Source organism: Ornithinibacillus sp. 4-3, from assembly GCF_040958695.1.
Classification (GTDB): Bacteria; Bacillota; Bacilli; order Bacillales; family Amphibacillaceae; genus CALAMD01.
In genome coordinates, this window is sequence record NZ_CP162599.1 from 197,648 (window position 1) to 223,527 (window position 25,880).

Consider the following 25,880-nt stretch of genomic DNA (forward strand, 5'->3'; position numbering starts at 1 on the left):
TCTGCTTAAAAATTGCTTTCAAATTTAAGCGAAAAATTGCTATGATTGTAGAAAAGAATAGCAAGGTGAGGTTTTATTATGGAATTACAGAGTTTCCATATTCATCCATATATAGAAGCAGGAAATATTGTTTGCCCTGAGATTAAGCTATCGTATGAAAAAGGAAAAACAATTGGTATTTATACAGATGCTAAAAGAGTGCAATATTTATTAAGAAATTTTATGAAACAGCAAAACACATATGTACATGTGAAAGAGGATGCGTTATATCGTAATTTGACAGTAAAAGAGCATATTAAGTTTTTCAAGAGATTATATGGATCAAAAGAGCCTGTTGAATCATTATTAATGATGGTTGGCTTAGATAATATTGCAAGTACCCGTGTAAAGAATCTAACAAAGAGTGAATATCAGCTCCTACAATATATAAGGTTTTATCTTAATTCTGCAAATACGCTTATCTTAGAAGAACCGCTACAAAACATAGAAGAGTATCCAAAACAGTTAATGATTAAGATTCTTGAAAATTTACCTTCTAAAATGACGATTTTACTATCTAATAATTTAGAGGATTTGCTTATTTCGTGTAACGAAGTTTATCGATTAGATGTAGAGGGATTAAGGCAATTAGATACAGATAGTCAAGATTCGATAGGTTCTGAACCAGTAAATACTTTACCAATGAAAGTTGATAAAATTCCAACAAAGAAAAATGATAAAATTATTTTATTTAACCCGCCAGAAATTGATTATATTGAAAGCGTAGAAGGGGATGTCCATGTATATGTTGGAGGAGAAGCATATCCCTGTGCGCTCACTTTAACAGATTTAGAAAACCGTCTTATGTCACTTGGATTTTTCCGATGTCATCGTTCTTATATTGTAAATTTACAAAAAGTGCGGGAAATTATTACTTGGACACGAAATAGTTATAGTTTGTCGATACATACGACAACAAATACAACCGTCCCATTGTCCAAAAATAAATTACCAATTTTAAAGAAATTAATCGGAATTTGATATATTTCCCCGGAAATAAATTAGCTTATTTTGTCTTTCAATAACTCCATTTAGACTCCAATATACTCTTTTCGTCTCTTTTATAATGTGAGAATTGTAATTTACCTTTACAGTAAGGTTAAGCAGAAAACGAAAGAGGAGCTGAGGAGTTTGGCGAATGTAATTGAAGTACAAAGTGTACAGAAGAAATTCGGATATAAAAATGCATTAGAAAGTGTAACTTTCTCCATTGAAAAAGGGGAAATATTTGGATTTCTTGGACCGAGTGGGTCCGGAAAAACAACAATGATCAAAATCTTAACTGCACAGCTTTATCATGATCAAGGTAAAGTGGAGGTTTTTGAAAAACCTGTAAAGGAAATGGCGAAAAATGATAATCGGAAGCGTTTTGGCATTTTAACAGATAATAGTGGGTTATATGTTCGATTATCTATTGAAGAAAACTTATTACTCTACTGTGATTTGTATGGTGTTCCGAAAACAGCAATAAAAGAAGCATTAGAATTTGTAAAGCTTTATGAGGATCGGAAAAAACGAGTAGCAATCTTATCAAAAGGAATGACGCAGCGTGTTTTATTAGCACGTGCAATTTTGCATAAACCATCTCTATTATTCTTAGATGAGCCAACTTCGGCACTTGATCCAGCAAGTACAGCACATATTCATAATGGATTACGTCAGTTAAATAAAATGGGAACAACGATATTTTTGACTACGCATGATATGCAAGAAGCAGAAAGCTTATGTGACCGAGTTGCCTTCCTAGATAAAGGAGAAGTACGTGCTATTGGTACTCCAAGTGAGTTAAAACAACAATATAGTGAAAAAACAATCACTGTTGAGCTTACAGATGGCACATTTCAAGTTATAGAAAACCATCCTAGTCAAGCGAAAAAGCTTTACGAATGGATGGAAACAGGAGAAATTTTGCGCATCCATACAAATGAACCGAATTTAGGAGATATTTTTATGCAAATAACAGGGAGTGATTTACAATGATAAGTACTTCAATAACTAGAATTCAAGCAATTTTCATGAAAGATTATCGAGAATTTTCGCGAAATTATGCAGTCTCCGTTATGATGATTATGCCTATAGTAATGGCTTTTATTTATAAAGATATGACTATAGATGTTATCGAGAAGATGTTTTTCCCAACATCAATTGGTCTTGGAATGGTTACCGCATTCGTTCAAGCATGTTTAATTGCAGAGGAGAAGGAAAGAAATACATTACGAAGTTTATTATTATCACCTGCCTCTTTAATGGATATTCTAACAGGAAAAAGTCTTCTTGTTGCGGTTGTCAGCACGTTCACATTAGGGCTTAGTTATTTCATTTTAGATTTCATGCCTAGTATTTATTTTATTCTTGCACTACTTCTTTCTATTTTCTTTTACGCAGCACTTGGTACGATATGTGGTTTATTTGCTAAATCAACAATGGAGGCAACATTTACTGTACTTCCTGCAGCAATTATTTTCCCATTTGGTCCGCTTGTGATGTCTTTTGCAGAACGTTTTCCTATATTTGAATTAGCTAAATGGTTGCCAAGCTCGCAATTATTTGAGATTGCAAATGGAGAAAATTTAGTATCCGCATTTTTAATTATTATTGCATGGACAGTTGTTGCTTGGATCGTAGCAGTAATTTTATGTAAGAAGCGAATGGTTGATTAATAATTATTTATAGATATGATGCAGCCTTAGAGAGATTTTTCTCTAGGGTTGTTTTTATTTTAAAAAATTAAAGCCAAATGACTTAGTCAATTGTCTAATAAATAGAGCAACACTTCAAAGACTAGTGTGAAAAGTTGGGAAGATAGGGGTGAGGAATATTAACAAATTAGTAAAAAAGCACAAAAAGGGGATGATAAGGCGTTTATCAACCTCTTCAAAAAATACGAAGAAGATATTTATCGCATGGCGTATGTATATGTGAAGAATTCAGATGATGCATTGGATGTAGTACAGGAAACAGCTTATAAATCATTTACACAAATTAAAACATTAAAGAATCCAGAATATTTTAAAACATGGTTGATTCGTATTGCGATAAATATTTCACTGGATTTTTTAAAAAAACAGAAGAAAATTGTTTATTTAAATACAGAGCATACAGACAGCTTATCGACTAATCCAGAAGATGCTTCACTACAAATTACACTGGAATCCTTAATGGAGAGATTGACTGAGCAGGAAAAAAGCATTGTATTACTAAGGTATTATGCCGATCAGACAATGAGTGAGATTGCCAAAACATTAGATATTCCTTTAGGAACAGTGAAGACGGTTTTGTATCGTGCTTTAAATAAATTGAGAACTCAAATGACGAGGGAGGATATATATGAGCAATGAAATTAAGCGTGAAATGAAAAAGATTGATATTCCCAAAAATTTGCATGAACAAACAATTCTAGGTGTTAAACAAGCAAAACAGGAACACAAAAAGGGTAAGAGGCTTTCTAAATGGATTTTAAGTGCAGCAGCCTTCCTGATTATTGTAGGAGGTATGTTTACAGTAGCTGGTTCGCCATTAACAGAGGCAATGGAAACCTTATTAGGGAAGTTTATTGGTAAAGAAATAATGGATGAGGCACTTGAAATACATCCTGAGGAGTTTGAAATGGCTTTTCCACAAATGGAGCAGCATCTCAAATTAGCTGAAGAGCATCTTTCACCAGAGGATTTTGAAAAATATGGACAGCTAATAAAAGAACATATGGAAATACTTCTAAATTGGGATAAGCCTGATGCAAATAGACAGGAGCTAGAAAAGCGCGAAGAAGAACTTATAAAAGAATTAGAGAAGTACGGGATAGATGATCTGACAACACATACGTTGGAAGAAGCACAAGCGATGGTTGATTATACGCTGAAGTACCCTACTTATCTACCTGAGGGTTACGAGGTAATGTATGAATCAATCACAACAGATGAAGCAAATGTAGGAAAAGATCCGCTTGTTTTATTAGGATTTGTTAATAACTCAACAGAGGGCACTCTATATACACTGACAAGAAAAATAGATACAGAGCAAGAGAATGAATTAGAATGGTATGCTCATATCGATACGTATCAGCATAATGGTTATACCTTTGAACATGCCTATGACGAAATAGATGGTGATGTACAAGGAATGCGTGTTCAATTCCCTGAGGAAGAATATGAAATTATTATCCATAGTTCTGTATCGAAGGAAGAGATGGAGAAGGTATTAATGTCAATGATTGAATAAGAGAAAAGGAGCTTATTGCAAGCTCCTTTTGTTTTGCTTCAAGTCATTTGATAAATAATGAATTTTCCATATTTATTATGATCTCTTGGCACTTTGATTTCATTGATCCATTGGAATGGAGTACTTGTTTGCAGAAATTGCTCAAAGATGGGGAGAGGATAGTATAAAATCAATTTTATTTTTCTTTCCTGACTTTGGTGGGATTTTATAATATTCATGATGACTTGCTTAAATATATTTACAGAAAAAGGATTAAAGAAATAGAAAACATTTGCATTTGCATCGATAGAATATTCTTCAGCAAATGCATGTTGGAATGTTAACGGCGCTTTAATATGTTGGTACTTTTTTTCATAGGATTTCTTATTCGTTACGGCTTCTTGAAATGTTTTATCATGTGCTTCAATACCTGTAGTAGGAATATGAAATCTATGATGAACATAAAAAGTAACCCGACCGCTTCCACAGCCAAAATCTACGAAATGATCATCTGGTTCTAATTTATGTTGTTCAAATAGAGTTTCTAAAGCAGCATATGACGTTGGTTCATAACGATTGTATGAGGAATGGATAATTCCCCAATCTCGAATACCGCTCGTTTGAATATGTAAATGGCGATCTCCATCTTTTTCTTCCATTATATAATGCTCCTATTCTTAATCTTAAGGTTTACTTGTTAGTAATTGACGACGATGTCGAACGGCTTCTGTATAGGCAGATACAGAGAAGATGATAATAGCAATCCAGATACAACTAAATGTAATGAAATGTGTATTTGTAAAAGGTTCATTATACACATACACACCGATAACTAAGGTGATTGTCGGTGATAAGAATTGAATAAAGCCCATCATATAAAGTGGGATTTTTTGCGCGCCCTTCGCAAAGAAAATGAGTGGCACAGCTGTAGCAACTCCACTTAAAACTAGTAAAATATCTGTTTTTAAATCTATCTGTAAAAATGCTGTGTCTGTAGAGGTAAATAGATAACTATAGTAAATGACTGCAACAGGTACAAGCAGTAATGTTTCTAATGTTAATCCTCTTACAGCAGCTAATGGAATTTTCTTTTTCAAAACACCGTAGATTGCAAAGGTAACTGCCATACCTAATGCTAACCATGGAACAACACCAGCGGTAATGACCATATACAACACACCAATGGCTGCGATAATTACGGAACAAGTTAAGGCTTTAGATAATTTTTCCTTGAAGAAGATCAGCCCACATAACACAGAGAGAAGTGGATTGATGTAATATGCTAAGCTTGCCTGCAGAATTTGGTCTTGTTGTACAGCCCAAATATAGAGAAACCAATTCATTGAAACAACGATAGAGGCAATGAAAAGTAGAACTAAAAGGTTTTTGTGCTTCCACAAATATTGCAAATCCTGTACGAATGCTTTTCTTTGCCCAATGATAAGAATAAAAATAGTGGTTAAAGCAAATGACCAAATGATTCGGTTCATTAGAATTTCCATACTGTCTACATGACCAAGTGTTTTCCAATAAAAAGGAAATAGTCCCCAAAGGATATATGCGCCAATGGCAAAGAGAATGCCACTTTTTTGATTGTCCATGATTCACCTCACGTGCGATGCTTTCTATGTATAATTTACTGAAATATTTCCATAGCTATTGTAGCATGAAATTTAGCATAGGGAAGCGAAAGTGTTTCAGAATATAAAGTATTTTTGAAAAGGGTAGGAATTCTGAAAAAATAAAGGATTTCTACTCTTTTAATATGCTTCATCTGTTTAGGATAACAAAATATAACTACTGCAATGACATGTTTCTTTGTTAATAAGTCATAATGGAACTCTTTTGTAAGTATAAGGATGGGTTTTCCATATTTTTATGTCGTAAGGTTTTATGTAGCTGTGAAGTATAGTAAAATGTTATATAATTATTTGATTTTTTTAATAAATGTTTTAAGCAGTAATCCAGACGATGAAAGGGGTGTGAGCCTTTGGAGAAGCATTTGGAACAACGTGTAGAAAAACTAGAAGCAGAGGTAGCCAGACTTTCTGAGGAACTTTCCTATCTGAAAGCACAGGGAGAGCAGCAAGATGTGCCTGTAGAGGTAGAACAGGTAGAAAAGCAAAGCGTTGATGATCCGCAAACCGTGCATATAGAGCAAGAGAAGACAGAGAAACAGTTAGTTAAAGTGGAAAAGCCAGAAGTGGAGAAACAAGAGACTTCTTCCAGCAAGAAAGCTGCAGAAGTCGAACCACCACGACGAAAAAGTATGCTTGAAGAATTACGTGAAATATTTGTTAACACGGATACAGATGGCGAAAAGAACAATGAGAAGCAGTCAAAACCACAGAAAACCTTCGAAGAACGCATGATGACAATGCTACCGAGAATATTTATGATTATTTTAATTCTTGGAATTTTATGGGGATTAAAATTAGCTAGTGATTATGGCTATTTGACCGATGCATTAAAAATTTTTGGATCCTATGTATTATCGATAGGAATTGGTGTTGGGGCTTATTATTTAGAGAAAAAGAAATCTGTAGCAAATGCAATCATTATTGCGATGTATGGAGGAACATTTATCATCGGAATTTTGGCAACCGCAGCAGGAGCTGTTCTCTATGAGTTATTAAGTTTAACCATCGCCCTTGTTATTGCTTTACTGTATATTGCTTACGGTATTGCGATGAGTTATTTGAGAAAAAGTGAAGTACTTACTGGGTTTGTATTATTTACGTCTTTATTACTTCCTTATTTATTAGAGTATATGAAGTTTAATGGTTTATTTATTGTCGCATACATTGTAATGATATTTATAATGATTCAATTTGTTATTTGGAAGCACCATCAGCATATTGCTCTGTATCTTGGTGCACTTTGTTCTTTTATTGCTCTTCAGATTGTATGGGCAACAGATTATAGTTCTACTACTTATTTTGCGATTGGATTCCTTCTAGTTATTGGAACCTTCTTAACAAGCTGGATGCAGCTATATGAGCAAGTTTCTAAGCAATGGATGCGCTTCAAGGAAGGTGCGCTGTTCACGGTAAGTGCTATTATGTTATTTCAATATAATAATATTATTGCTGCGGAAGAGATGCGTATACCGTTTTTATTAGCGGTGTTAATTCTCTATGCAGTATCGGCATTTCAATTGTTTAGCAAGCAGTTTAAACGTGCGTTTGATGTAGTTGCTACATTTTCCATTATTATATTGGTCAATACCATTACAGTGATGGATGCTTTGGAAGATTATCAATCTATTATGTTTGTGTTGGTTGCTTTTGCAGGAATGATGCTGGGAATTCGCTTACGGGCACCAGTGATGAAAGTAATGAACAGTATCTTATTACTTTCTGCAGTAGTGAACTTCAATAGTAGTGCGAGTGTTAAACCATTTTTCCAAGTTGATCATATGGCATGGTTACTAACTCTTGTGGCAATTATTGCAGCCTATATTTATGCAAAGGCGCAGCAGAAAGAAGCATTAACTAAGTTTGAAGAAGCGATCAAAAAATATCATGTGATGGATATTATTTTAGCAGGCTATGTTATTTTTGTTTTAATGTATATTATTAAGCTTGATTTCTCTTATATCTCTATAGACCAAAATATTCCAACCATGGCCTATTGTTTAACTGCTGTTGCCACATTAATTGTACTAACACTAGATAAACGTTGGACAGGGAAGGTTGTTCCAGTTATCTTACTTATTCTTTATTTAGGAGAAAGTTTGAATTTAGGTACGTTCTGGTTCACACAGCAACCGAATGTCGCATTACATTTCATGACATATATTGTCTTCATTGGAGTAATGCTTGCGTTATTAGCAGATCTTTATGCAGAAGGAAAGATTTATTTGAATTGGCAACCATATTTGAAGAAGCATTTACAAATTATTTTTATGGTTGGGATGTTAATTTCAATTTATTATCTCATTGACTTTTCAAGTTTTCTGTATAGAGTCGAGTTAATTACGAATGGTGTTTCGGTTATTTGGAACACGCTAACATTATTTATTGTAGCTAGCCTAGCACTAGTAATTGATCGTAAAAAGCAATGGAAAGTCTTGAAAAACTTTGGGTATATCTTATTGTTTATCGCACTGTTCAAATTGATTTTCTTCGATTTAGCAGCACTTGAATTATTTATTCGAGCAATATTATTCATTGTAATTGGTGCGATTGGTATGGTTCTCTCAGGAAAACTGTTAAAGAAAGATAATACTTAAAGAGGATGTTTAAAAAGTCCAACAAAAATGACACATCGAATTTCTGTGTTAGCTTGCTTTTCCGTTGCTCATGTATTAAAACCATACATTCCGCTACTCTAAGCTGCGCTGCCTTGAACTTCTCGGTCCTTTTTCCTGACCTTTTTGAACACGCACTTAAAACGAAAAAATGCCTATTGGAAATATACTCCAATAGGCATTTTAAATTTTAATAGTAATCTGTGTTCCTTGTCCTAATTCACTAGCTAATTCCAAAGTAGCACCATGTGCATAAATGATGTCACGAGCAATTGCTAGACCAAGTCCAGTTCCACGGGAATTTTGTTGTGTATTCGTCCCTCGATAATATCGATCAAATATTTGTTTCTGATCTTCTTGGGGAATTCCTTTTCCATTATCTTGAATAATAATGCTGTTTTTCGTAACAATTACTTTAATATCTACCTGGTCATTATGAATAAGAGCGTTATGAATAAAGTTAAGCAATGCACGTTTTATTAAGTGTTGATCAATTTCTCGCCAAATATTCTCATCCATACACTCATACATTATATTCGCATACTGAAATTGTGGATCATTTAGAATATCTATCAAAAGCTCACGAATAAAGACAGAGATATTTGTATTTTCTAATTGTAAAGCAATCTCTTCATTACGCAGCCTTTGTGTTAAATTAAAGTCCTCTAGGAGTGATTGAATATACTCTGCCTGATTTTGAATGATATCGATATATTGGTCATGATTCTCGGATGATTTATCTAGCCCACGTAAAAGATCCGAAAAGCCAACAATAGAAGCAAGTGGTGTTTTAATATCATGTGAAATATTAGTAATCCACTCATTACGCATTTTTTCTAATTGGTTTCTTTCTTTTTCATGTTTATCTAATGTCTCAGCTACATTATTTAAATTCGAAAAAACTTCTTTAAATACACCAGGTGGTTCATTTTCATCCTTTTGAAATACTCGATTTTTAAAGGCGCGAATTCGATCCATAATTCTGTAGAGAGGGGCAGTAAATATATTGCTAAGCAAAAGGCCAATAATAATTAAAATAATAAGATTGGTAAGGCCCACAATTAAGAGAAATTTTATTAGATTAGTAGTTGTATATTTTAAATCTAGGATGTGAACATAGCGATTTACCCTTATATCTTGAACACCAACAATATAGCTAAAATCTTCAACCTGTCCAATCAGATACAGGTTCAAATCATTATCTAAATATTTATATTTATGCATGATATCAAAAATATTATAATGTGTACTAATATGTTCTGGCTTATGGAAAGCGGCAATTTCTGAGCCATTATCATCTAAGATTTGTAGCCATGCGTTTTGTTTAGAAAGTTGCTCTTCTCCTTCTTTGGAAAGAGAAAACTCATTATTATCATCTATCTGGATATAATTTGTAAAGGAGCGTGCGTATTTTTCATAGTTTTCTTCAACAAAAACAGCAAAATCTTTTTGTTCTTGATAGTAAATTGCTAGTCGTAATAGAATGATATTGAACAGAAATAAAATAAAGAAAATGCCAATAACAGAGAAGACGTATCGTGATGTGATTTTCCATTTCAAATGCGTATCACCTCTTTATGCCTCGTTTGCATGAGGGAAAAAGCGGTACCCAAACCCCTTTACGGTGATTAAATGCTTAGGAGCAGTGGGAGTTACTTCGATCTTTTCGCGTAATCGACTAATATGAACCATTAATGTGTTCTCACCACTTAAATATTCTTCTTCCCATACTGTTGAGTATATCGTTTCTTTACTCAAAATACGATTGGGATTATGTAAAAAGCATAACAATAGACCAAATTCTTTTGCAGTAAGTTTTAGTTTTTTTCCATTTTTGAATATTTCTGTTTCATCTTCATTGATAGAGAAGCAACCAATTTGTTGTTGTTGCTGTACTTTTTTCTCTAATGAATATATTCCTACTCGGCGTAATTGTGCTTTTACGCGATAGGCTAATTCCCGTGGGAGAAATGGTTTGGTAACATAGTCGTCCCCACCAATAGAAAGTCCGAGAATTTTATCCACTTCTTCTGACTTTGCTGATAAAAATATAATCGGAATATGTGAATTTTCTCTAATAGAACGACATAATTCATACCCACTGCCATCAGGAAGCATGACATCAAGAATAACAAGATCAGGTTGGTGATCTTTAAACTGCTTGAGCCCTTCTTCGAAAGTGTGAGCGATTAATATGTTAAAACAGCCTTCGTTTTCTAAAGTTGTTTTAATTAGGTTACTTAAATCGGAGTCATCTTCAACAATTAGAATACATGGAGAAGCCATAAACTTCACTCTTTCATTTTGTTTTTCTACAGCTGACTCGTTTAGTGAGTCAATTAGGAATTAATTATCATCTTAACATACCTAACGGGGGTCTTTTTTCATGCTTAGAAAAGTTAAGGTTATTTTAAGGTTGGTTTAGCAGGAAAAGTTACAAAGTGAAGGTATGTTGCTTTTTCAATCTATCTAATCTATGGTAAAAGATAATTAGATGTTAGTTATCAAACTAGTTAAATTACCCTATTGGAGAAAAAAATGAATAAGAAAATACTTGGAGCATTATTTTTATCATTGGCAGCCAGCATATGGGGTGGGATGTATGTTGTTGTGAAGGTTGTTGTAGAAATTGTCCCGCCATTTGAATTAGTATGGATGAGATATTTCATTGCAGCTATTGCATTGCTGATTATGGCTCTAATAATGAAGCAATCATTAAAAATTGCGCGAAGAGACTGGGGAATATTATTTCTTGTAGCACTTATCGGTAATACTATCTCCATTGTAACACAAGAGATAGGGACCATGTTTTCTACAGCGAAAATGGGAGCAATTATTACAGCAACTACTCCTGCTTTTATGGTAATATTTTCCCGCCTTATCTTCAAAGAAAGTATTACCATAAAAAAGAGCATCTCTATTGTCTTAGCTACAGTTGGTGTATTTATTATTGTTGGAATAGATACAACTGGTGAGACAACACAATTAGAAGGAATTTATTAATTGCGGCACTTACATAGGCATTAATGTCAGTTTTAATTAAAAAGGTTCCAACACATTATTCACAGATTGTTTTTACGATGTATAGCTCGATTATAGCAGTGGTTTTACTGTCACTAATTCTTTTATCAAGGCTAGAAATGTTAGATCCTGAACGGGTTTTCTCTTTTGATATGATGAGCGGCTTAATTTATCGTGTTTCCGACAGAAGACTCCCACTTCAATCAGACTTCGAGGTTGATAAGTGGGGGTAGTTCAATTAGGAATTATTTCAACCGCATTAGGCTTCTTATTATGGAATAAAGGTCTCCAGCTGATGAATGCTTCAAGTGGGGGACTGTTCTTCTTTTTTCAGCCGATCGTAGGTGCTTTTCTTGGTTGGTTATTGCTTGGAGAAACCATAGGATTACCTTTTTTCATCGGAACATTGCTTATTTTTAGTGGTGTATTTCTCGTTATAAAGGAAGCATAATGTTACACAGCCCCACTACTTGGAGGCTGTGTCTACTTGTAAGTAATCAATTGTTGCGGATGCTAAAATCTTTGCACCATTTAATAATGCTTTTTCATCTATATCCCATTTTGGATGATGGTATGGATGGGTAAATCCCTTTTCTTCATTAGCAGAGCCAGTGAAGAAATACACACCTGGAATTTCATTTAGAAAATAAGAGAAATCCTCTGCGCCCATATTCGGTTTCATTTCTAAAATATTCTCTACAGGGATAACATCTTCAGCTGCCTGGCATAGTAATTGATTAATTTCTTTATGATTCTTCGTCGCCGGATAGCCAAAATCATACTTGACTTCATAGGTTGCACCAAATGCTTTAGAAGTGTGTTCAGTAATTTGTTTTACCCACTGATGCATTTCTTGACGAATATTTTCATCAAATGTACGAACAGTTCCTTTGATTACACAAGTTTCAGGAATGACATTTGATTTCTGTCCTGCTTGAAAGGAACCGATAGTAAGTACAGCTGGAAGCAATGGATCAACTTTGCGACTCACTACATGATGCAAGCTACTAACAAGCTGGCTACCGATTTGGATAATATCTGTTGTGTCTTGAGGGAAGGCAGCATGGCCACCATTTCCTGTTAAAGTAATCGTGAAGTCATCACTGGCTCCTAGAATATAGGAATCATTATGCCAAATATGATCTACAGGAATATAGTTTTCCATATGCGTTGCAAAAATTACATCTACTCCATCTAATGCACCATCCTCAATCATCGTTTTAGCGCCACCAGGGTCTTGTTCTTCAGCATGCTGATGAATAAAGACAATATTTCCAGTAAGCTCATCCTGCATCGATTTAAATGCTTTTGCTAGTCCTAAGGCAATCGCTGTGTGCGCATCATGACCACAAGCATGCATGATACCTGGATATTTTGATTTATATGGCACATCATTCTCTTCTTCAATTGGCAGGGCATCAAAATCAGCACGAATAGCTACTGTTTTACCAGGGTATTTACCCCGTAAGGTCGCTACTACACCATTACCACCTACATTTGTGCGCACTTCTAAGCCTAAACGTTGTTGATAATCAGCAATGACCCGGGCAGTACGTTCTTCTTGAAAAGAAAGCTCTGGATACATGTGAAAATCGCGACGTAATAAAACCATTTCATCATATAAATTATCTAAATGTGTAAAAATTTTATCTTTCATTTTATCTCTCCATTATGTTTTCATTTGAAAAAAGAGCGATCCAAGTCTTAAAGAAGACTTTCTAGATCGCCCTTTCTTATGGGAACTTCTTAAGATGCATTTTACGCTGTTCGAGCTTTTGCTCGTTTTTCTAATATTCCTAAGATAAGATCAGCTATAATAGCCATAATAGTTGCGGGAATAGCTCCAGCATAAATTTTTATATTGTTTTGCATGCTGATTCCAGATATGATTTCTGAGCCTAATCCACCAGCACCAATATATGGTCCAATACAAGCAACAGCAATGGCAATAACAGCAGCAACACGTAAACCAGCCATTAAAAATGGAATAGATAATGGGAGTTCTACTTTACGTAGTAGCTGGAATGCTGTCATCCCAAGTCCACGACCAGCTTCAACAATACTATCATCTAGTTCCTTAATTCCGACATAGGTATTTCTAATAATCGGTAGTAGGGAATAGAAAAATAATCCGTATACCATTGTTTGGAATCCCATGCCAAAGTAAAGCATTAATATCGCTAGCATAGCCAAGCTTGGAATTAACTGTAGTACATTGGCAATCGACATAATAATAGGTGCCAATCGCTCTACTTTTGCAGCAAGAATCCCTAGAGGAATCCCGACTACAAGAGCTAATGCTAATCCATAAATGACCATCAATATATGAGTTCCCGCCAGATCTAATAATGTTGAGCTATTGTCTGACATATATTTGAATAGTTCTTTAAAAAACTCCATGTATATTCACCTTATTCTTTTTAGTCCAATAAACCTTTTTCTTGTAGAAATTCTTTCGCAACTTCAGCAGTTGGACGATTCTTTAGATCTACTTCTCCGACTAATTCTGTCATTTCTTCTGCTGTGATAGAGTCAACCAGTGACTCCAAAATTTCTGCTACTTCTGGATATTCTTCTACAATCTCTTCTTTCGTAACTATTGAGCTTTCATAAGGAGGAAAGAATTGAAAATCATCTTCAAGTAAAACTAAATTATGCTCATTGATCTGTGGATCAATTGTATACGCAAGGATGATATCTAAATCCCCACTAGAGATTCCTTCATACATTAAAGATGCATCCATTCCACGAACATCTTTAAATTCATATCCATATGTTTCGCTGTAAGGACCATAACCATCAATATCCCTTTCTCTCCAAGTAGTATCTGCACCCATCTCTATATCTGCAGCTAATGGAGCTAAATCTGACATTTTTGATAAATTATGCTCCTCCGCGAATTCTTCTCTAACGGCTAGCCCATATTGATTGGCAAAGCCAATAGAGTCGTACCACTCGAAACCGTGGTGCTTTTTAAATAAATCCTGCACTTGTTCCATGGTTTTTTCGGGATCTGTTGTAAATTCTACTTCGTCCTCATCAAACCAGTTGTTATATATTTCACCTGAAAGTAATGAGGCAATATCAAACTCATCTTGAATCATTGCATGAATCACTTGTGGACTGGCTTGAATATCTTCTGTAATTTCTACTTCATGAATTGTTTGATCTTCAATTAACTGTTTTACAATTTGCCCCATAATTTTAGGATCTGACCAATTTTGTGCTCCGAACTGGAATATTTTTCCGCCAGCTTCATTTGTGTCTTTGTTTCCACCACATGCTACAAGAAAAATAACAAGCAGGCTAAAAGTTACAATGATGCCGATTCTTCTCAAGATGTATGCTCCTAACTTTTTAATCTAGTAGTCCTTTTTCTTGTAAAAACTCTTTCGCAACTTCGGCAGTTGAACGACCATCAAGATCTACTTCACCGATTAATTCTGTCATTTCTTCTGTTGAAATAATCCCAACAATCGAATCGAGAATTTCGGCTACTTCTGGGTACTCTTCTACAATATCTTCTCTTGTAACAATTGAACCTTCATAAGGAGGGAAGAATTGTAAATCATCTTCTAGTAAAATTAGGTTATTTTCATTAACATGTGGATCAACTGTATAAGCGGTGATTACATCAACATCTCCACCAGAAATTCCTTCATACATTAAAGATGTATCCATTCCAAGAACATCTTTAAATTCATATCCATATGCTTCACGGTATGGTCCATATCCGTCTATTTCTCTTTCTCTCCAAGTAGAGTCAGCACCCATTGTCATATTAGCAGCTATTGGAGCTAAATCAGACATTGTTGATAAGTTATTCTCTTCAGCAAATTCTTCCTTAACAGCAATTCCATACTGATTAGCAAAACCAGCAGTATCATACCAAACAAAACCATAATGCTCTTTAAATAAATCTTGTGCTTGTTGCATTGTTGCCTCTGCATCGGTTGTAAACTCTATTTCATCATCATCAAAATAGTTGTTGTATACTTCTCCTGAGAACATTAATGCAAAATCAAACTCTTCTTTTTCTAATGCACCGATTACCTGAGGAGTAGCTTGAATATCTTCTGTAATTTCTACTTCGTGAATTGTCTGATCTTCAATCAACTGTTTTACAATCTGCCCCATAAGCTTAGGGTCTGTATATGTTTGTGCACCAAATTTGAATATTTTACCACCAGCTTCATTTGTATCATTGTTTCCACATGCTACTAGAAAAATAGCTAGTAAACCAATTGATAAAATCATACTAATTTTTTTCATTAATAAACGACACCTTTCTTTTTTATGCATTTATAGTAAATTTGCGTTCAATTTTTCCGAAAATAAGATCTAATAATACAGCTAAAAGCACTGCTAATATTGTCCCTGTAAAGATCATCTGTTGGTTATTAAGACCAATTCCTGATAATACCAAGTCACCTAATCCACCAGCGCCAATAACCGCTGCTAGCGTAGTCCAACTGATGATATATACAGTAGTAATACGAATCCCTGACATGATATAAGGGAAAGCCATTGGTAATTCTACTTTAAAAATACGTTGAAATTTGTTGTATCCCATTCCTTTTGCTGCTTCTACCGTATCCGGATCAATAGACATCATCCCTGAATAAGTGTTACGAAGCAGGGGTAAGAGCGCATATAAAAATAGTGCTAGTACTGCTGGTTTAAAACCAATTCCAAGAAGTGGAATCATAAGCGCAAACATAGCAATCGTAGGAATGGTTTGTAAAATATTTGCTATGTTAAAAATAGAGTTTCTAAGAAAGTTACTTTTCATCTTAGTCATAAAAACAGCAATAGGAATAGTGATGATAACAGCTAATGCAATTGCTAGAAAGGAAATTTGAATATGATCTAGCAAATGCTTAAAAATATCATCATACCTATCCTGCCAATATTCAATGTAATCCGAAATCATATCCATTACTGATCACCACTCTTTTGATCGAGAATATCGTAGATATCCCGAACAAGAAGGTCTTTGTCTAGCATCCCAATCAGTTCTTTTGATTTTGATAACACTGGGAGAGAAGAAAGATTAGAATTTGAAAAAGCCTCGTAAGCCTTTTTCCCATCCATTTTTGGAAATAAAGTGGTAGTCGATTGTACGATATTTTCTATCGGATCATCGACCTTCTGGAGAGCTGTAAATAAATGAAGCATCCCTACAAATTTTCCTTCATTATTCACAACTGGCAGTGCCTCCAATTGATGCTTCATCATAACATCAATGGCATCAGCGACTGTTGCTTCTGTTGTAATAGAAGTGAAGTCATTGCTCATTAATTTAGATACTGCTGGTAAATCAAATCCATTATTAATACGTTTACTACCAATAAAATCTTCTACAAATTCATCAGCTGGATTGGAGATGAGCTCTTCTGGTGTTCCGTTTTGAACGACATGCCCATCCTTCATTAAAATAATTTGATCGGCAATTTTTAGCGCTTCATCCATATCATGTGTAACGAAAACAATGGTTTTTTGAATATCTTCTTGTAATCGAACAAGCTCATCTTGTAGCTGTTCACGACTAATAGGATCAAGGGCGCTAAATGGTTCATCCATTAGAATCGTTTCTGGCTCTGCAGCTAATGCGCGGATAACTCCAATACGTTGCTGTTGTCCACCACTTAGTTCTGATGGATAACGATCTTTATACATCTCTGGATCTAGATTTACCATTTCTAATAATTCAATTACACGATTATAAATGCGTTTTTTGTCCCATTTTAAAAGCTTTGGAACAGCAGCTACATTTTCAAAAATCGTCATATGTGGGAATAAACCGATATTTTGGATAACATATCCCATTTTACGTCGCAGTTGAACAGGGCTTAATTCCTGAATATTCTGTCCGTTGAGAGTAATCGTCCCACTTGTATGCTCTGTTAGACGGTTTAGTAATTTCATGGTTGTTGTTTTTCCGCAACCACTAGGTCCAATTAAGACATTTATTTTTCCTTGTTCAAAGGTTAAATTAATATCTTTCAGAGCGTGAACCCCGCCTTCATACGTCTTATTCACTTTTTCTAACCGTATCAAAACTTTTACCTCGCTTTACTATTTTCGATTTTTGCGGAGTATATCTTTAACAACTGAACTCCTTGTTTTATCAACTAGCAACCAACAAAGGAAAGCCGTAGCCTCCCTGTTGATGAAGTCTCATTTTTATCTACCTATTAAGTGTAAGGGAAAGCGTGATGAATAGAAAATCGCGTATAGTGGTGTATCTCTGTAAATATCATAAACATTTTTGTTTATACCAACTATAAGTCCCTCATTCTTATTATTACTCCTGTTTTCTTTCGTATACGCTCTTATTTGCGGATGTGGGGGTGAAAAAAGTTGTGATAGAATAAGAATATACTCCGTAATTTAACGAGAGAAGGGGTGGTTTTTATAATGAATAAAAAATTAGAGGAAATTCAAGATAAATTCATCCAACAGATAATGGCAAATATGAAATCATATGGATTTCCCAGTACGATTGGTCATGTACTAGCAGTTATTTATTATGAGAATAAGCCATTAAGCTTGGACGAGCTTTCTGAAAGAACGGGTATGAGTAAGACAAGAATGAGCCAGGTGGTTAGAGAGATGGTACACTTAAATATTGCTGAAAAAGTGTTTGTAAAAGGAACTCGAAAAGATTATTATCGTGTGGAGGAAGATTATTATCGCACATTTATTTCTTTGTTTACGTCAAACTGGAAAACAGTTGCAATGCGAAACACCCGAACTGATCAAACTATCTACAAAGACTTACAAGAATTACATGCATCTGATGATTTATCAGAAGAGGAACATCAATTAGTAGAGATGTATATAGAAGATACAAAAGAATCAATGGCATACTTTGACTGGGTCAATCGCCTAGTTGATTTTTTTGAATCAGAGGAAGTCTTTAAGTATGTCCCTAAGAAAAAAATTGAATAAATAACCTTATAGATAAGGAGTCTATTTTTTTGATTCCTTATCTTTGTCGATCTATCCTAAAAAATGCGACGATTAAATTAACTTCAAATATTCTCCTTCATTCCCACATGGAATCTCCTATATCCATTTATTCCCATAGATAAAATAGAAGATAAACTTTTCGGAGGTACGCTTATAATGAATATTGAAACATTAGATCGTTTGAATCGAGCTATTCAATTTGCTACAAATGCTCATGAAGGACAGTATCGAAAGAATACTACAATTCCTTATATCACCCACCCATTTATGGTAGGAACACTTTTGACAGAAGCAGGCTGTGCATCAGAGCTTATTATGGCTGGGTACTTGCATGATACATTGGAAGACACAGCTGTAACAGAAAATGAGATTTTAGAAAACTTCGGGGAGGAGGTCCTTGAATTAGTAAAAGGAAGCTCTGAACCAAATCGAGCATTAAGCTGGGAAGAACGCAAGAAACATACTATTAAATTCCTGCTTTCTACAGCAACTGAAGAAATGTGCATGGTCGCCTGTGCGGATAAACTACATAATGTTCGTTCCATTGTTTTGGATTATGCCATTCACCATGATGCTATTTGGTCACGCTTTAATCGTGGTAAGGAACAACAAGCATGGTACTATACCTCGCTTGTGGATGTACTAACAAAAAGAATTCCAGATTTTCCACTGCTGGCAATGCTTGAAGTTGAGGTAAATAAATTGTTCAAAAAGAGCACATGACTGAGTAAAAATCATGCGCTCTCTTTATTTTTATACTTCTCGTTGCTTAGCAAGTATTTTTGCCATTTGCTCGGCATCCGTACTTCCCTCTTTCTTCAGGTTTTCAATAATATTTTTATAATCCTCATCGGTACGATTTTGGCTTAGTTTGTAAGCAGCTTGTAATTCTTCAATCTTAATTTTAAATCCAACAACACCCTTCATTTGATTCTCAAACCCTTTAGGAGAAGTGTTGCCCCATAATACACCATTTTCACGATGTTTTTCATATTTTTCTAGTAAAGAAGACAGATCATTGCGTAGCTCATCTGTTTCAATTACGCGAAGAGAACCATAGACATGGACGGATTGATAATTCCATGTTGGAGCATTTACTTCCTTATACCAGGAAGAAGAAATGTAAGAATGAGGTCCTGGAAAAATAACAAGCACTTGTTCATTTTGCTCGAATGACTTCCATTGCTGATTTCCTAATGCCATATGACTAGAAAGATAGTAATCCTCTTCATCCTCTACTAACTGAAAAGGCAAATGTGTTGCGATTGGTTTGCCATTTTCTGTAGTAACAAGGATCCCAAAGGAATGCTCTTTAATAAACTCCCAAACTTCCTTTTCATCTTTTACTTTAAAATGCCCTGGAACATACATTTTTTCCACCCCTTGTTGTTTATGCTTACCTCTAATGAAACCATAGATTTATTATTTTTTAAAGTGAATTTTCAGAAACATCGATAAAACCATTCATATTTGCTTTACAATCATTAATATTGCATGATGAAAGTAATTAGAAATCCATATATAAATTACAGCAATTTTGCTTTGAAAAGGAGGGCTCATGCTTGCAGCAAAGGACAATTTTAATAATTGACGATGAAAAAGAAATTGCCGATTTAGTAGCTATTCATTTAAAACAAGAAGGGTTTCAAACAATTCTTGCTCATGATGGTGAGGAAGGTTTAAAGCGATTTCGTGAGCATGCTGTCGATTTAATTATTCTAGATATTATGATGCCTAAATTAGATGGTTATGAAGTGCTTAAGCAAATTAGGCTGACAGATCAAATACCGATTATTTTCCTGAGTGCAAAAACATCTGATTTTGATAAAATTAGTGGACTTGTTATTGGAGCAGATGATTATATGACAAAGCCATTTAATCCATTAGAGCTAGTGGCACGGGTAAATGTGCAATTGCGCAGAATCAAGCAATGGGAGAAACCGCAAGCGGATGATACAATCACTTTAAAGCATGTAGTTATTGAACCAGATAAAAGAAATATATATGTGGAAGGAGAGCTCGTCACATTAACACCAAAGGAATTTGATATTTTAATGTTACTTGCTACTTCTCCAAATCAAGTTTTTAGTTCGGAACAAATTTTCCGTAAAGTATGGAAGGAAGACTATTTTGAAGGAGCAAATACGGTAATGGTTCACATCCGTACACTACGTAAGAAGCTAAAAGACACAAGTAGAGTAAAGAAGCTTATTGAGACTGTATGGGGAGTAGGATATAAAATCAATGACTAAATTCTTTTATAGTTTCCGGATGCGAATTATTTATCTATTTATATTAAGCTTGTTGCTTGCTGCAACAATCACGTTTCTACTTTATAAAGTACTTCAATTTTATTATACAAATAATGTTTATTATGGCGATTTTCTTATGTATGTACGTCAAGTGATGGTTAATATTGGTGATATTAATGTGTTTTTAATTATTTTCGTTCCATTAGCCATTATCATTTTCAATCTGCTTACACGCACATATACAAAGTATTTAAAAGAAATTTCTCTGGGAATTAACCATTTGGCAGCGGGCGATTTTTCCCATCAAATAAAAATTGAATCAAAGGATGAATTTAAACAAATTGCTTCTGATATTAATGAAGCAAGCTTAAGACTAAAACAAGCGATTGAGGCAGAGAAGCTATCTCGTATAAGCAAAGAAACGTTAATTGCCAACCTAGCGCATGATTTACGTACACCATTAACTTCAGTAATTGGTTATTTAAATTTGCTCAAAAGTGGACAATCTGTTGGTAGTAAACACACAGAGGAATATGTGAAAACAGCTTATACAAAGGCGAAGTATTTAGAAGAATTAATAGAGACATTATTTGATATCTCTAAACTAGACTTATCTTTAGATATGGTGGATGAGACAGAAATTAACATACAAGAGCTACTACATCAATTAATTGAAGAAATGTACCCACTTGTAAACGAAGCAAATGCTGTGGTAGATGCACAGATACATAAAGCTATATTTGTAAGAGGAAATGGAAATGAATTAGCTCGTGTGTTTGAAAATTTACTTAGCAATGCACTTCGATATGGGGATGTTTCTGAACCGATTGGCATTGAACTTTTAGAAATAGAAACTAATGTGCATATACAAGTAAGTAATAAGGCAGAAAAACTTACGGAAGAAGATATGGCCCATCTTTTTGATATGTTTTATACAGTTGATCAAGCGAGAACAAGTGATAGGAAACAAACAGGGCTTGGATTATTTATTGCCAAAACAATTATTGAAAAGCACCGTGGCCTCATCTCTGCTCGTTTTGAAAATGAAAAGATCTATTTTGAGGTTGTTTTGCCAAAAGCTTAAGAAAAACTTAAGAAATTTCATCAGATTAATTTAAGTTCTTCTCTTCATACTGGTTTTATCGGTAAGGAGGAAGAGGAATTTGAAAAAGATAATTGCAATTATATTTATTTTACTTTGTGCGGTACTATTTTTTTATAATCGCATGCCTGCTTTTGAAGAAGAAATTTCATTAATTGAGCATTCTATTTCAGAAGGGCAACTTATTTTAGTGAACAAAGCAATAGCAGTTCAGTCTGAGCCAGATAATTTAAAATTACTTCCATCAGACTTTGCAGAAAATGTTGTTATTAATGAAGACTATTATTTACAAACCGAGGTTTTGCAATCATTGTTTGAGATGTTTGAAGCTGCCGCTGAGGATGGAGTAGAAAACTTTCAAATCAATAGTACTTATCGTAATCAAGAACAACAAGCAGGGCTTTTTGAAGAACATGGTTCGGATTATGCACTGCCAGCAGGCTATAGTGAACATCAAACAGGACTAGCCATTGATATTGGATCGACAGTAGATAGAATGGAAGATGCAAAAGAAGGGAAATGGCTCGCAAAAAATGCTGCAAACTTTGGTTTCATTTTACGTTATCCAGAGCATAAAATAGATATTACGGAAATTGCCTATGAACCATGGCATTTTCGCTATGTAGGATTACCACATAGTAAAATCATGCAGAAGAAAGATTTAGTCCTTGAGGAATATCTTGATTTTATAAAAAGAAAAGGATCTTACATGCAACGTATCCAAGGTGTGAAATACGTTGTACAGTACGTAGAAGAAGTAGAAGAGGCAAAAGCTCCTGTTGGTACATATGAAATATCTGGAAATAATGTGGATGGCTATATTATTACTACGAGATTGGAATAGTAGTATGTTAAAAGATTTAAAAACAACTTAATACTATATAAATTAAAATCCCCTTAAACATAGATAGAAATCTGTCGGTGGTTTAGGGGGATTTCTACGCATCTTCTATTTTTTCAACTACTATTTGGGTTGAGATACATTTTATTATTTATTTAACAGATTGAAAGAATTAGAAACCTAATTATATTGTAGCTTGTCATTTATCGTGTTTTTGACAGAAAACCCCCACTTCAAAGAACGAGAAATTCAATAACTTGGTAAATAAGTGGTACATGAATGTTGGTTGTCTATCGACAAAACACCTACTATCCTGGTCTGCCTTTGTAACTAAATTAGAATACAAAGCGAAATGGTACGATAAAACACTCGTGAAAATAAGTAGATGGTTTCCGTCTAGCCAGATCTGTTCCGATTGTGGACATCGAGCTGGCAAGAAAACGCTTGAAATCAGAAAATGGGCTTGTCCTGTTTGTCATGCACAGTACGATAGAGATATCAATGCTAGTAAAAATATCTTAGCGGAGGGTTTAAGTAGCTTAAACTCAGCTTAAATGAAATATAGAACCGTAGGGACTACGGGGATAGCTTGGTTCATAAGAGAAACCTCTGTTGACAAAGAAATACGTCAACAAGTAAGCCCTGTTCCCAAGAATCTCCCACTTCAATCAGATGTGAGGTCGATAAGTGGGGGTAGTTCAAGTATGAGTTAGTGAATTATATATTTTGAAATAGTGCAGTTGGCTTAGTAGTAATCAAATGAGTACAGAAGGAGGAGTATCTTGTCTATTCATTTAATTCCTATATTATCTTCATTAGCCGTGTTTTTCATTTTAGCAAATTTATTTTCGTTACCATGGATCATTTATCAATATCGAAAGCATGGTTATTTTAACTTCTGGCGTTCATTTATTTTAGTAAGTTTTCTTTTTTATTTAATGACAGCATTCTTTTTAGTAATTCTACCACTGCCACAAACAATGGAAAATTGTAGTGATATGGTAAATCAAATGTTTTCACAGCTAAAACCATTTCAATTTTTAGATGATATTGCTAGAGAAACAGGAGTTGTTTGGAATTCCTTTACTACATATAAGTTATTGATTGGAGCACGTAGTGTATATCAAGTCATTTTTAATATCTTTCTTTTGATTCCGTTAGGTGTATATTTAAGATTTTATTTCCAAAAGCGTGGTAAATGGTATGTAGCATTCCTTTTTGGATTTGCATTATCATTATTTTTCGAAGTAACACAGCGGACAGGGATTTTTGGCATTTATGAATGTCCATATCGTTTTTTTGATGTTGATGATTTAATGTTAAATACACTTGGGGCAACTATTGGATATTTCTTGGCACCCATATTATTATTCTTTATTCCATCCAAAGCAAAAATTCAAGCGGCTGATTTAAAGTATAGGCAGGAAAGCCAGGCATCTTATGGTATCCAATTAGTGGAGATGCTCATTAACATCATTGCTACTACATTTATCGCTAGTTTGATTGCCTTTTTCTTTTCTGAAATAGTAAGTGTTTTGCTCACGTTATTTTTACTCATTGTTGTTTTACCATATTCTTCAAAAGGAATAACAATTGGTGGATTAATCTTGCGCGTACGTATGAAGTTAGAAGTAGGGATATGGTGGAATTTAGTGAAGCGTTACTTTATTTTAATTGCTCCATATGTATATGGGAGATTTGCAACAAGCCTATCTGATTTTGAAACAGATGATTTACTGCTTACATTATTAAGTATTTTCATGACACTAAGTGCTGGATTTTTCTGGTTCATGATCTTTTTACATGTCCTGTTAAAATGGCTTAAAAAAGCATCTGCACCATATTTTAATGCTTTTTCAAAAATATCAATAGAAAGAAAAAATAAACAATAACTATATTTTTTCAAAAAAGCAATCACCTTCCAGTTGGTATGATCCCCCTATAGTAGACAGAAAAAAGAAAGCACGCTAATCTGTCTACTATGGAGGGGATTTTTTGTGGGGAAGAAACGAAAAACTTATCATATCGACTTTAAGAAGAAAGTTGTTAACCTTTACCTCAAAGACGGGATGGGTTATAACACAATAGCTAGAGAAATGAAAATTGATAAAAATCAAGTAAGAAGATGGGTTAACCACTTTAAGGCTGAGGGAACAAAAGGACTTGAGGAAAAACGAGGTAAGGCAAGAGGAGCTGGTCAAGGCAGACCGAGAGCCCTTCCTGAATCTCCTGAAGAAAAAATTAAATATTTAGAAGCCGAGGTAGAAATGCTAAAAAAGCTCTTAAAGAAGTGAAAGGAGGAATGAAAGAAGTATCAACACAAAAGAAATACGAAGTAATCTATGAAATGGCTAAGGGGAACTATTCTATTCAATTATTATGTAAGCTAGCACAAGTATCAAAAGGTGGATATTATAAGTGGATAAAAAGACAAGAAACATTTACAGAAAAGCAAATAGAGGAAGAAGGCATTAAGAAAAAAATCATGGAATGCCATAAAAAGCTTAAGGGTATCTACGGATATCGACGAATCCAGGTATGGCTAAAGAAGGTTTACGGCCTTCATATTAATCACAAGCGCATACAGCGACTTATGAGCGAGATGGGTATACAGGCAGTCATCCGAAAGAGGAAACCATATTATGGAAAGAAGGAAGCCTATGTAGTCTCAGACAACCATCTAAACAGGGATTTTGTGGCTTCCAGGCCAAATGAAAAGTGGGTAACGGATATTACTTACCTGATGTTTAACGGACAAAAACTATATCTATCAGCTATAAAAGACTTATATAACAGTGAAATTGTTGCCTACCATGTAAGTCGAAGGAATGACCTGAAACTGGTAATAGATACCTTGGAAAAAGCAAAGAAAAAAAGGAATGTAAAAGGAGTCCTCTTGCATAGTGATCAAGGGTTCCAGTATACATCCCGTCAATATAACAACCTACTTAAAAAATATCAGATAAAAGCAAGTATGTCCAGGAAAGGAAACTGTTGGGACAATGCCTGTATGGAAAGTTTTTTTAGTCACTTCAAAAGTGAGTGTTTCAATTTATATTCATTCAAAATAGGTAAAGAGGTAAAAGATGCGGTAAATAAATACATTAGATTTTATAACTATCAACGTTTCCAAAAGAAATTAAACAACCTGAGTCCCTATCATTTCAGGACTCAGGTCGCATAAATTGTGCTTTTTTATTC

General features: G+C 34.5%; 26 protein-coding genes and 1 pseudogene. 16 read left to right on the forward strand and 11 right to left on the reverse strand.

Annotation, left to right across the window (positions count from 1 at the left end; genetic code table 11):
- The first annotated feature begins 78 nt into the window (after positions 1-78).
- The 5 genes from AB4Y30_RS01045 (at position 79) to AB4Y30_RS01065 (ending at position 4,257) form a co-directional block, all read left to right on the forward strand.
- Entirely contained in the window at positions 79-1,020 is a 942-nt protein-coding gene (locus AB4Y30_RS01045; protein ID WP_368653684.1) for a LytTR family transcriptional regulator DNA-binding domain-containing protein, read from the forward strand.
- A 150-nt stretch (positions 1,021-1,170) separates the two neighbouring features.
- The gene (locus AB4Y30_RS01050; RefSeq protein WP_368653685.1) at positions 1,171-2,019 is read left to right on the forward strand and encodes an ATP-binding cassette domain-containing protein; all 849 of its coding nucleotides are present in this window, start codon (positions 1,171-1,173) and stop codon (positions 2,017-2,019) included.
- Positions 2,016-2,699, forward strand: coding sequence for an ABC transporter permease (locus AB4Y30_RS01055; protein ID WP_368653686.1), 684 nt, complete (start codon positions 2,016-2,018; stop codon positions 2,697-2,699). Before AB4Y30_RS01050 ends, AB4Y30_RS01055 begins: the two co-directional genes overlap by 4 nt.
- A 204-nt stretch (positions 2,700-2,903) precedes the next feature.
- On the forward strand, positions 2,904-3,377 hold the full coding sequence (locus AB4Y30_RS01060) for a sigma-70 family RNA polymerase sigma factor (protein ID WP_368655139.1): 474 nt from the start codon (positions 2,904-2,906) through the stop codon (positions 3,375-3,377).
- On the forward strand, positions 3,367-4,257 hold the full coding sequence (locus AB4Y30_RS01065) for a hypothetical protein (protein WP_368653687.1): 891 nt from the start codon (positions 3,367-3,369) through the stop codon (positions 4,255-4,257). Before AB4Y30_RS01060 ends, AB4Y30_RS01065 begins: the two co-directional genes overlap by 11 nt.
- Before the next feature lie 38 nt (positions 4,258-4,295).
- Here AB4Y30_RS01065 and AB4Y30_RS01070 read toward each other — a convergent pair whose 3' ends face one another.
- Together AB4Y30_RS01070 and rarD are read right to left on the reverse strand one after the other, a co-directional pair.
- Positions 4,296-4,895 carry an SAM-dependent methyltransferase gene (locus AB4Y30_RS01070; RefSeq protein WP_368653688.1) on the reverse strand — a complete coding sequence of 200 codons (600 nt, stop codon included), beginning with the start codon at positions 4,893-4,895 and terminating at the stop codon, positions 4,296-4,298.
- Positions 4,896-4,919: 24 nt separating this feature from the next.
- Positions 4,920-5,837: an EamA family transporter RarD gene (gene rarD, locus AB4Y30_RS01075; protein ID WP_368653689.1), complete on the reverse strand. Its 918-nt coding sequence runs from the start codon at positions 5,835-5,837 to the stop codon at positions 4,920-4,922.
- Positions 5,838-6,226: 389 nt separating this feature from the next.
- Between rarD and AB4Y30_RS01080 the strand changes: the two genes are divergently transcribed.
- Positions 6,227-8,470, forward strand: coding sequence for a DUF2339 domain-containing protein (locus AB4Y30_RS01080; protein ID WP_368653690.1), 2,244 nt, complete (start codon positions 6,227-6,229; stop codon positions 8,468-8,470).
- Positions 8,471-8,671: 201 nt separating this feature from the next.
- Here the strand turns inward: AB4Y30_RS01080 and AB4Y30_RS01085 are convergent, their stop codons facing one another.
- Positions 8,672-10,048: a sensor histidine kinase gene (locus AB4Y30_RS01085; RefSeq protein WP_368653691.1), complete on the reverse strand. Its 1,377-nt coding sequence runs from the start codon at positions 10,046-10,048 to the stop codon at positions 8,672-8,674.
- Positions 10,049-10,063: 15 nt separating this feature from the next.
- Positions 10,064-10,774, reverse strand: coding sequence for a response regulator transcription factor (locus tag AB4Y30_RS01090; RefSeq protein ID WP_368653692.1), 711 nt, complete (start codon positions 10,772-10,774; stop codon positions 10,064-10,066).
- Between the two features lie 252 nt (positions 10,775-11,026).
- Between AB4Y30_RS01090 and AB4Y30_RS01095 the strand changes: the two are divergent.
- Positions 11,027-11,960, forward strand: a pseudogene (locus tag AB4Y30_RS01095) (DMT family transporter).
- Positions 11,961-11,975: 15 nt separating this feature from the next.
- On the opposite strand, the gene AB4Y30_RS01100 reads toward AB4Y30_RS01095, so the two are convergent.
- The 6 genes from AB4Y30_RS01100 to AB4Y30_RS01125 form a co-directional block, all read right to left on the reverse strand.
- On the reverse strand, positions 11,976-13,166 hold the full coding sequence (locus tag AB4Y30_RS01100; protein WP_368653693.1) for an amidohydrolase: 1,191 nt from the start codon (positions 13,164-13,166) through the stop codon (positions 11,976-11,978).
- Between the two features lie 101 nt (positions 13,167-13,267).
- Positions 13,268-13,909 (reverse strand): ABC transporter permease, encoded by a 642-nt coding sequence (locus AB4Y30_RS01105; RefSeq protein WP_368653694.1) that lies wholly within the window; start codon positions 13,907-13,909, stop codon positions 13,268-13,270.
- Positions 13,910-13,929: 20 nt separating this feature from the next.
- Complete coding sequence (locus tag AB4Y30_RS01110) at positions 13,930-14,847, reverse strand: glycine betaine ABC transporter substrate-binding protein (protein WP_368653695.1); 918 nt, start codon at positions 14,845-14,847, stop codon at positions 13,930-13,932.
- Between the two features lie 19 nt (positions 14,848-14,866).
- A complete protein-coding gene (locus tag AB4Y30_RS01115) occupies positions 14,867-15,781 on the reverse strand; it encodes a glycine betaine ABC transporter substrate-binding protein (protein ID WP_368653696.1) in 915 nt (304 codons plus the stop codon).
- Between the two features lie 22 nt (positions 15,782-15,803).
- Positions 15,804-16,448 carry an ABC transporter permease gene (locus tag AB4Y30_RS01120; protein ID WP_368653697.1) on the reverse strand — a complete coding sequence of 215 codons (645 nt, stop codon included), beginning with the start codon at positions 16,446-16,448 and terminating at the stop codon, positions 15,804-15,806.
- Entirely contained in the window at positions 16,448-17,569 is a 1,122-nt protein-coding gene (locus tag AB4Y30_RS01125; protein WP_368653698.1) for a betaine/proline/choline family ABC transporter ATP-binding protein, read from the reverse strand. Before AB4Y30_RS01125 ends, AB4Y30_RS01120 begins: the two co-directional genes overlap by 1 nt.
- A gap of 360 nt (positions 17,570-17,929) precedes the next feature.
- Here AB4Y30_RS01125 and AB4Y30_RS01130 point away from each other — a divergent pair, with 360 nt between their 5' ends.
- Both AB4Y30_RS01130 and AB4Y30_RS01135 read left to right on the forward strand, forming a co-directional pair.
- On the forward strand, positions 17,930-18,463 hold the full coding sequence (locus AB4Y30_RS01130) for a GbsR/MarR family transcriptional regulator (protein WP_368653699.1): 534 nt from the start codon (positions 17,930-17,932) through the stop codon (positions 18,461-18,463).
- 177 nt (positions 18,464-18,640) lie between these two features.
- Positions 18,641-19,207 carry an HD domain-containing protein gene (locus AB4Y30_RS01135; protein ID WP_368653700.1) on the forward strand — a complete coding sequence of 189 codons (567 nt, stop codon included), beginning with the start codon at positions 18,641-18,643 and terminating at the stop codon, positions 19,205-19,207.
- Between the two features lie 30 nt (positions 19,208-19,237).
- Here AB4Y30_RS01135 and AB4Y30_RS01140 read toward each other — a convergent pair whose 3' ends face one another.
- A complete protein-coding gene (locus tag AB4Y30_RS01140) occupies positions 19,238-19,855 on the reverse strand; it encodes an FMN-binding negative transcriptional regulator (protein WP_368653701.1) in 618 nt (205 codons plus the stop codon).
- A gap of 191 nt (positions 19,856-20,046) precedes the next feature.
- Between AB4Y30_RS01140 and AB4Y30_RS01145 the strand changes: the two genes are divergently transcribed.
- From AB4Y30_RS01145 to AB4Y30_RS01175, 7 genes are all read left to right on the forward strand, one after another.
- Entirely contained in the window at positions 20,047-20,736 is a 690-nt protein-coding gene (locus tag AB4Y30_RS01145) for a response regulator transcription factor (protein ID WP_368653702.1), read from the forward strand.
- A complete protein-coding gene (locus tag AB4Y30_RS01150) occupies positions 20,729-21,820 on the forward strand; it encodes a histidine kinase dimerization/phospho-acceptor domain-containing protein (protein WP_368653703.1) in 1,092 nt (363 codons plus the stop codon). The genes AB4Y30_RS01145 and AB4Y30_RS01150 overlap by 8 nt, the downstream gene beginning before the upstream one ends.
- A 79-nt stretch (positions 21,821-21,899) precedes the next feature.
- Positions 21,900-22,682, forward strand: coding sequence for a D-alanyl-D-alanine carboxypeptidase family protein (locus AB4Y30_RS01155; RefSeq protein WP_368653704.1), 783 nt, complete (start codon positions 21,900-21,902; stop codon positions 22,680-22,682).
- 272 nt (positions 22,683-22,954) lie between these two features.
- On the forward strand, positions 22,955-23,233 hold the full coding sequence (locus AB4Y30_RS01160; RefSeq protein WP_368655140.1) for a zinc ribbon domain-containing protein: 279 nt from the start codon (positions 22,955-22,957) through the stop codon (positions 23,231-23,233).
- Positions 23,234-23,461: 228 nt separating this feature from the next.
- Positions 23,462-24,571: a VanZ family protein gene (locus tag AB4Y30_RS01165; protein ID WP_368653705.1), complete on the forward strand. Its 1,110-nt coding sequence runs from the start codon at positions 23,462-23,464 to the stop codon at positions 24,569-24,571.
- 105 nt (positions 24,572-24,676) lie between these two features.
- On the forward strand, positions 24,677-24,973 hold the full coding sequence (locus AB4Y30_RS01170) for a transposase (protein ID WP_368653706.1): 297 nt from the start codon (positions 24,677-24,679) through the stop codon (positions 24,971-24,973).
- 8 nt (positions 24,974-24,981) lie between these two features.
- Complete coding sequence (locus AB4Y30_RS01175) at positions 24,982-25,863, forward strand: IS3 family transposase (RefSeq protein WP_368653707.1); 882 nt, start codon at positions 24,982-24,984, stop codon at positions 25,861-25,863.
- The last annotated feature ends 17 nt before the right edge of the window (positions 25,864-25,880 follow it).

Coding starts and splice junctions, on each gene's coding strand:
- AB4Y30_RS01045 (WP_368653684.1), top strand. CDS start 79: ATGGAATTACAGAGTTTCCATATTCATCCATATATAGAAGCAGGAAAT.
- AB4Y30_RS01055 (WP_368653686.1), top strand. CDS start 2,016: ATGATAAGTACTTCAATAACTAGAATTCAAGCAATTTTCATGAAAGAT.
- AB4Y30_RS01065 (WP_368653687.1), top strand. CDS start 3,367: ATGAGCAATGAAATTAAGCGTGAAATGAAAAAGATTGATATTCCCAAA.
- AB4Y30_RS01070 (WP_368653688.1), bottom strand. CDS start 4,895: ATGGAAGAAAAAGATGGAGATCGCCATTTACATATTCAAACGAGCGGT.
- rarD (WP_368653689.1), bottom strand. CDS start 5,837: ATGGACAATCAAAAAAGTGGCATTCTCTTTGCCATTGGCGCATATATC.
- AB4Y30_RS01090 (WP_368653692.1), bottom strand. CDS start 10,774: ATGGCTTCTCCATGTATTCTAATTGTTGAAGATGACTCCGATTTAAGT.
- AB4Y30_RS01100 (WP_368653693.1), bottom strand. CDS start 13,166: ATGAAAGATAAAATTTTTACACATTTAGATAATTTATATGATGAAATG.
- AB4Y30_RS01105 (WP_368653694.1), bottom strand. CDS start 13,909: ATGGAGTTTTTTAAAGAACTATTCAAATATATGTCAGACAATAGCTCA.
- AB4Y30_RS01115 (WP_368653696.1), bottom strand. CDS start 15,781: ATGAAAAAAATTAGTATGATTTTATCAATTGGTTTACTAGCTATTTTT.
- AB4Y30_RS01120 (WP_368653697.1), bottom strand. CDS start 16,448: ATGGATATGATTTCGGATTACATTGAATATTGGCAGGATAGGTATGAT.
- AB4Y30_RS01130 (WP_368653699.1), top strand. CDS start 17,930: ATGAATAAAAAATTAGAGGAAATTCAAGATAAATTCATCCAACAGATA.
- AB4Y30_RS01135 (WP_368653700.1), top strand. CDS start 18,641: ATGAATATTGAAACATTAGATCGTTTGAATCGAGCTATTCAATTTGCT.
- AB4Y30_RS01140 (WP_368653701.1), bottom strand. CDS start 19,855: ATGTATGTTCCAGGGCATTTTAAAGTAAAAGATGAAAAGGAAGTTTGG.
- AB4Y30_RS01150 (WP_368653703.1), top strand. CDS start 20,729: ATGACTAAATTCTTTTATAGTTTCCGGATGCGAATTATTTATCTATTT.
- AB4Y30_RS01160 (WP_368655140.1), top strand. CDS start 22,955: ATGAATGTTGGTTGTCTATCGACAAAACACCTACTATCCTGGTCTGCC.
- AB4Y30_RS01175 (WP_368653707.1), top strand. CDS start 24,982: ATGAAAGAAGTATCAACACAAAAGAAATACGAAGTAATCTATGAAATG.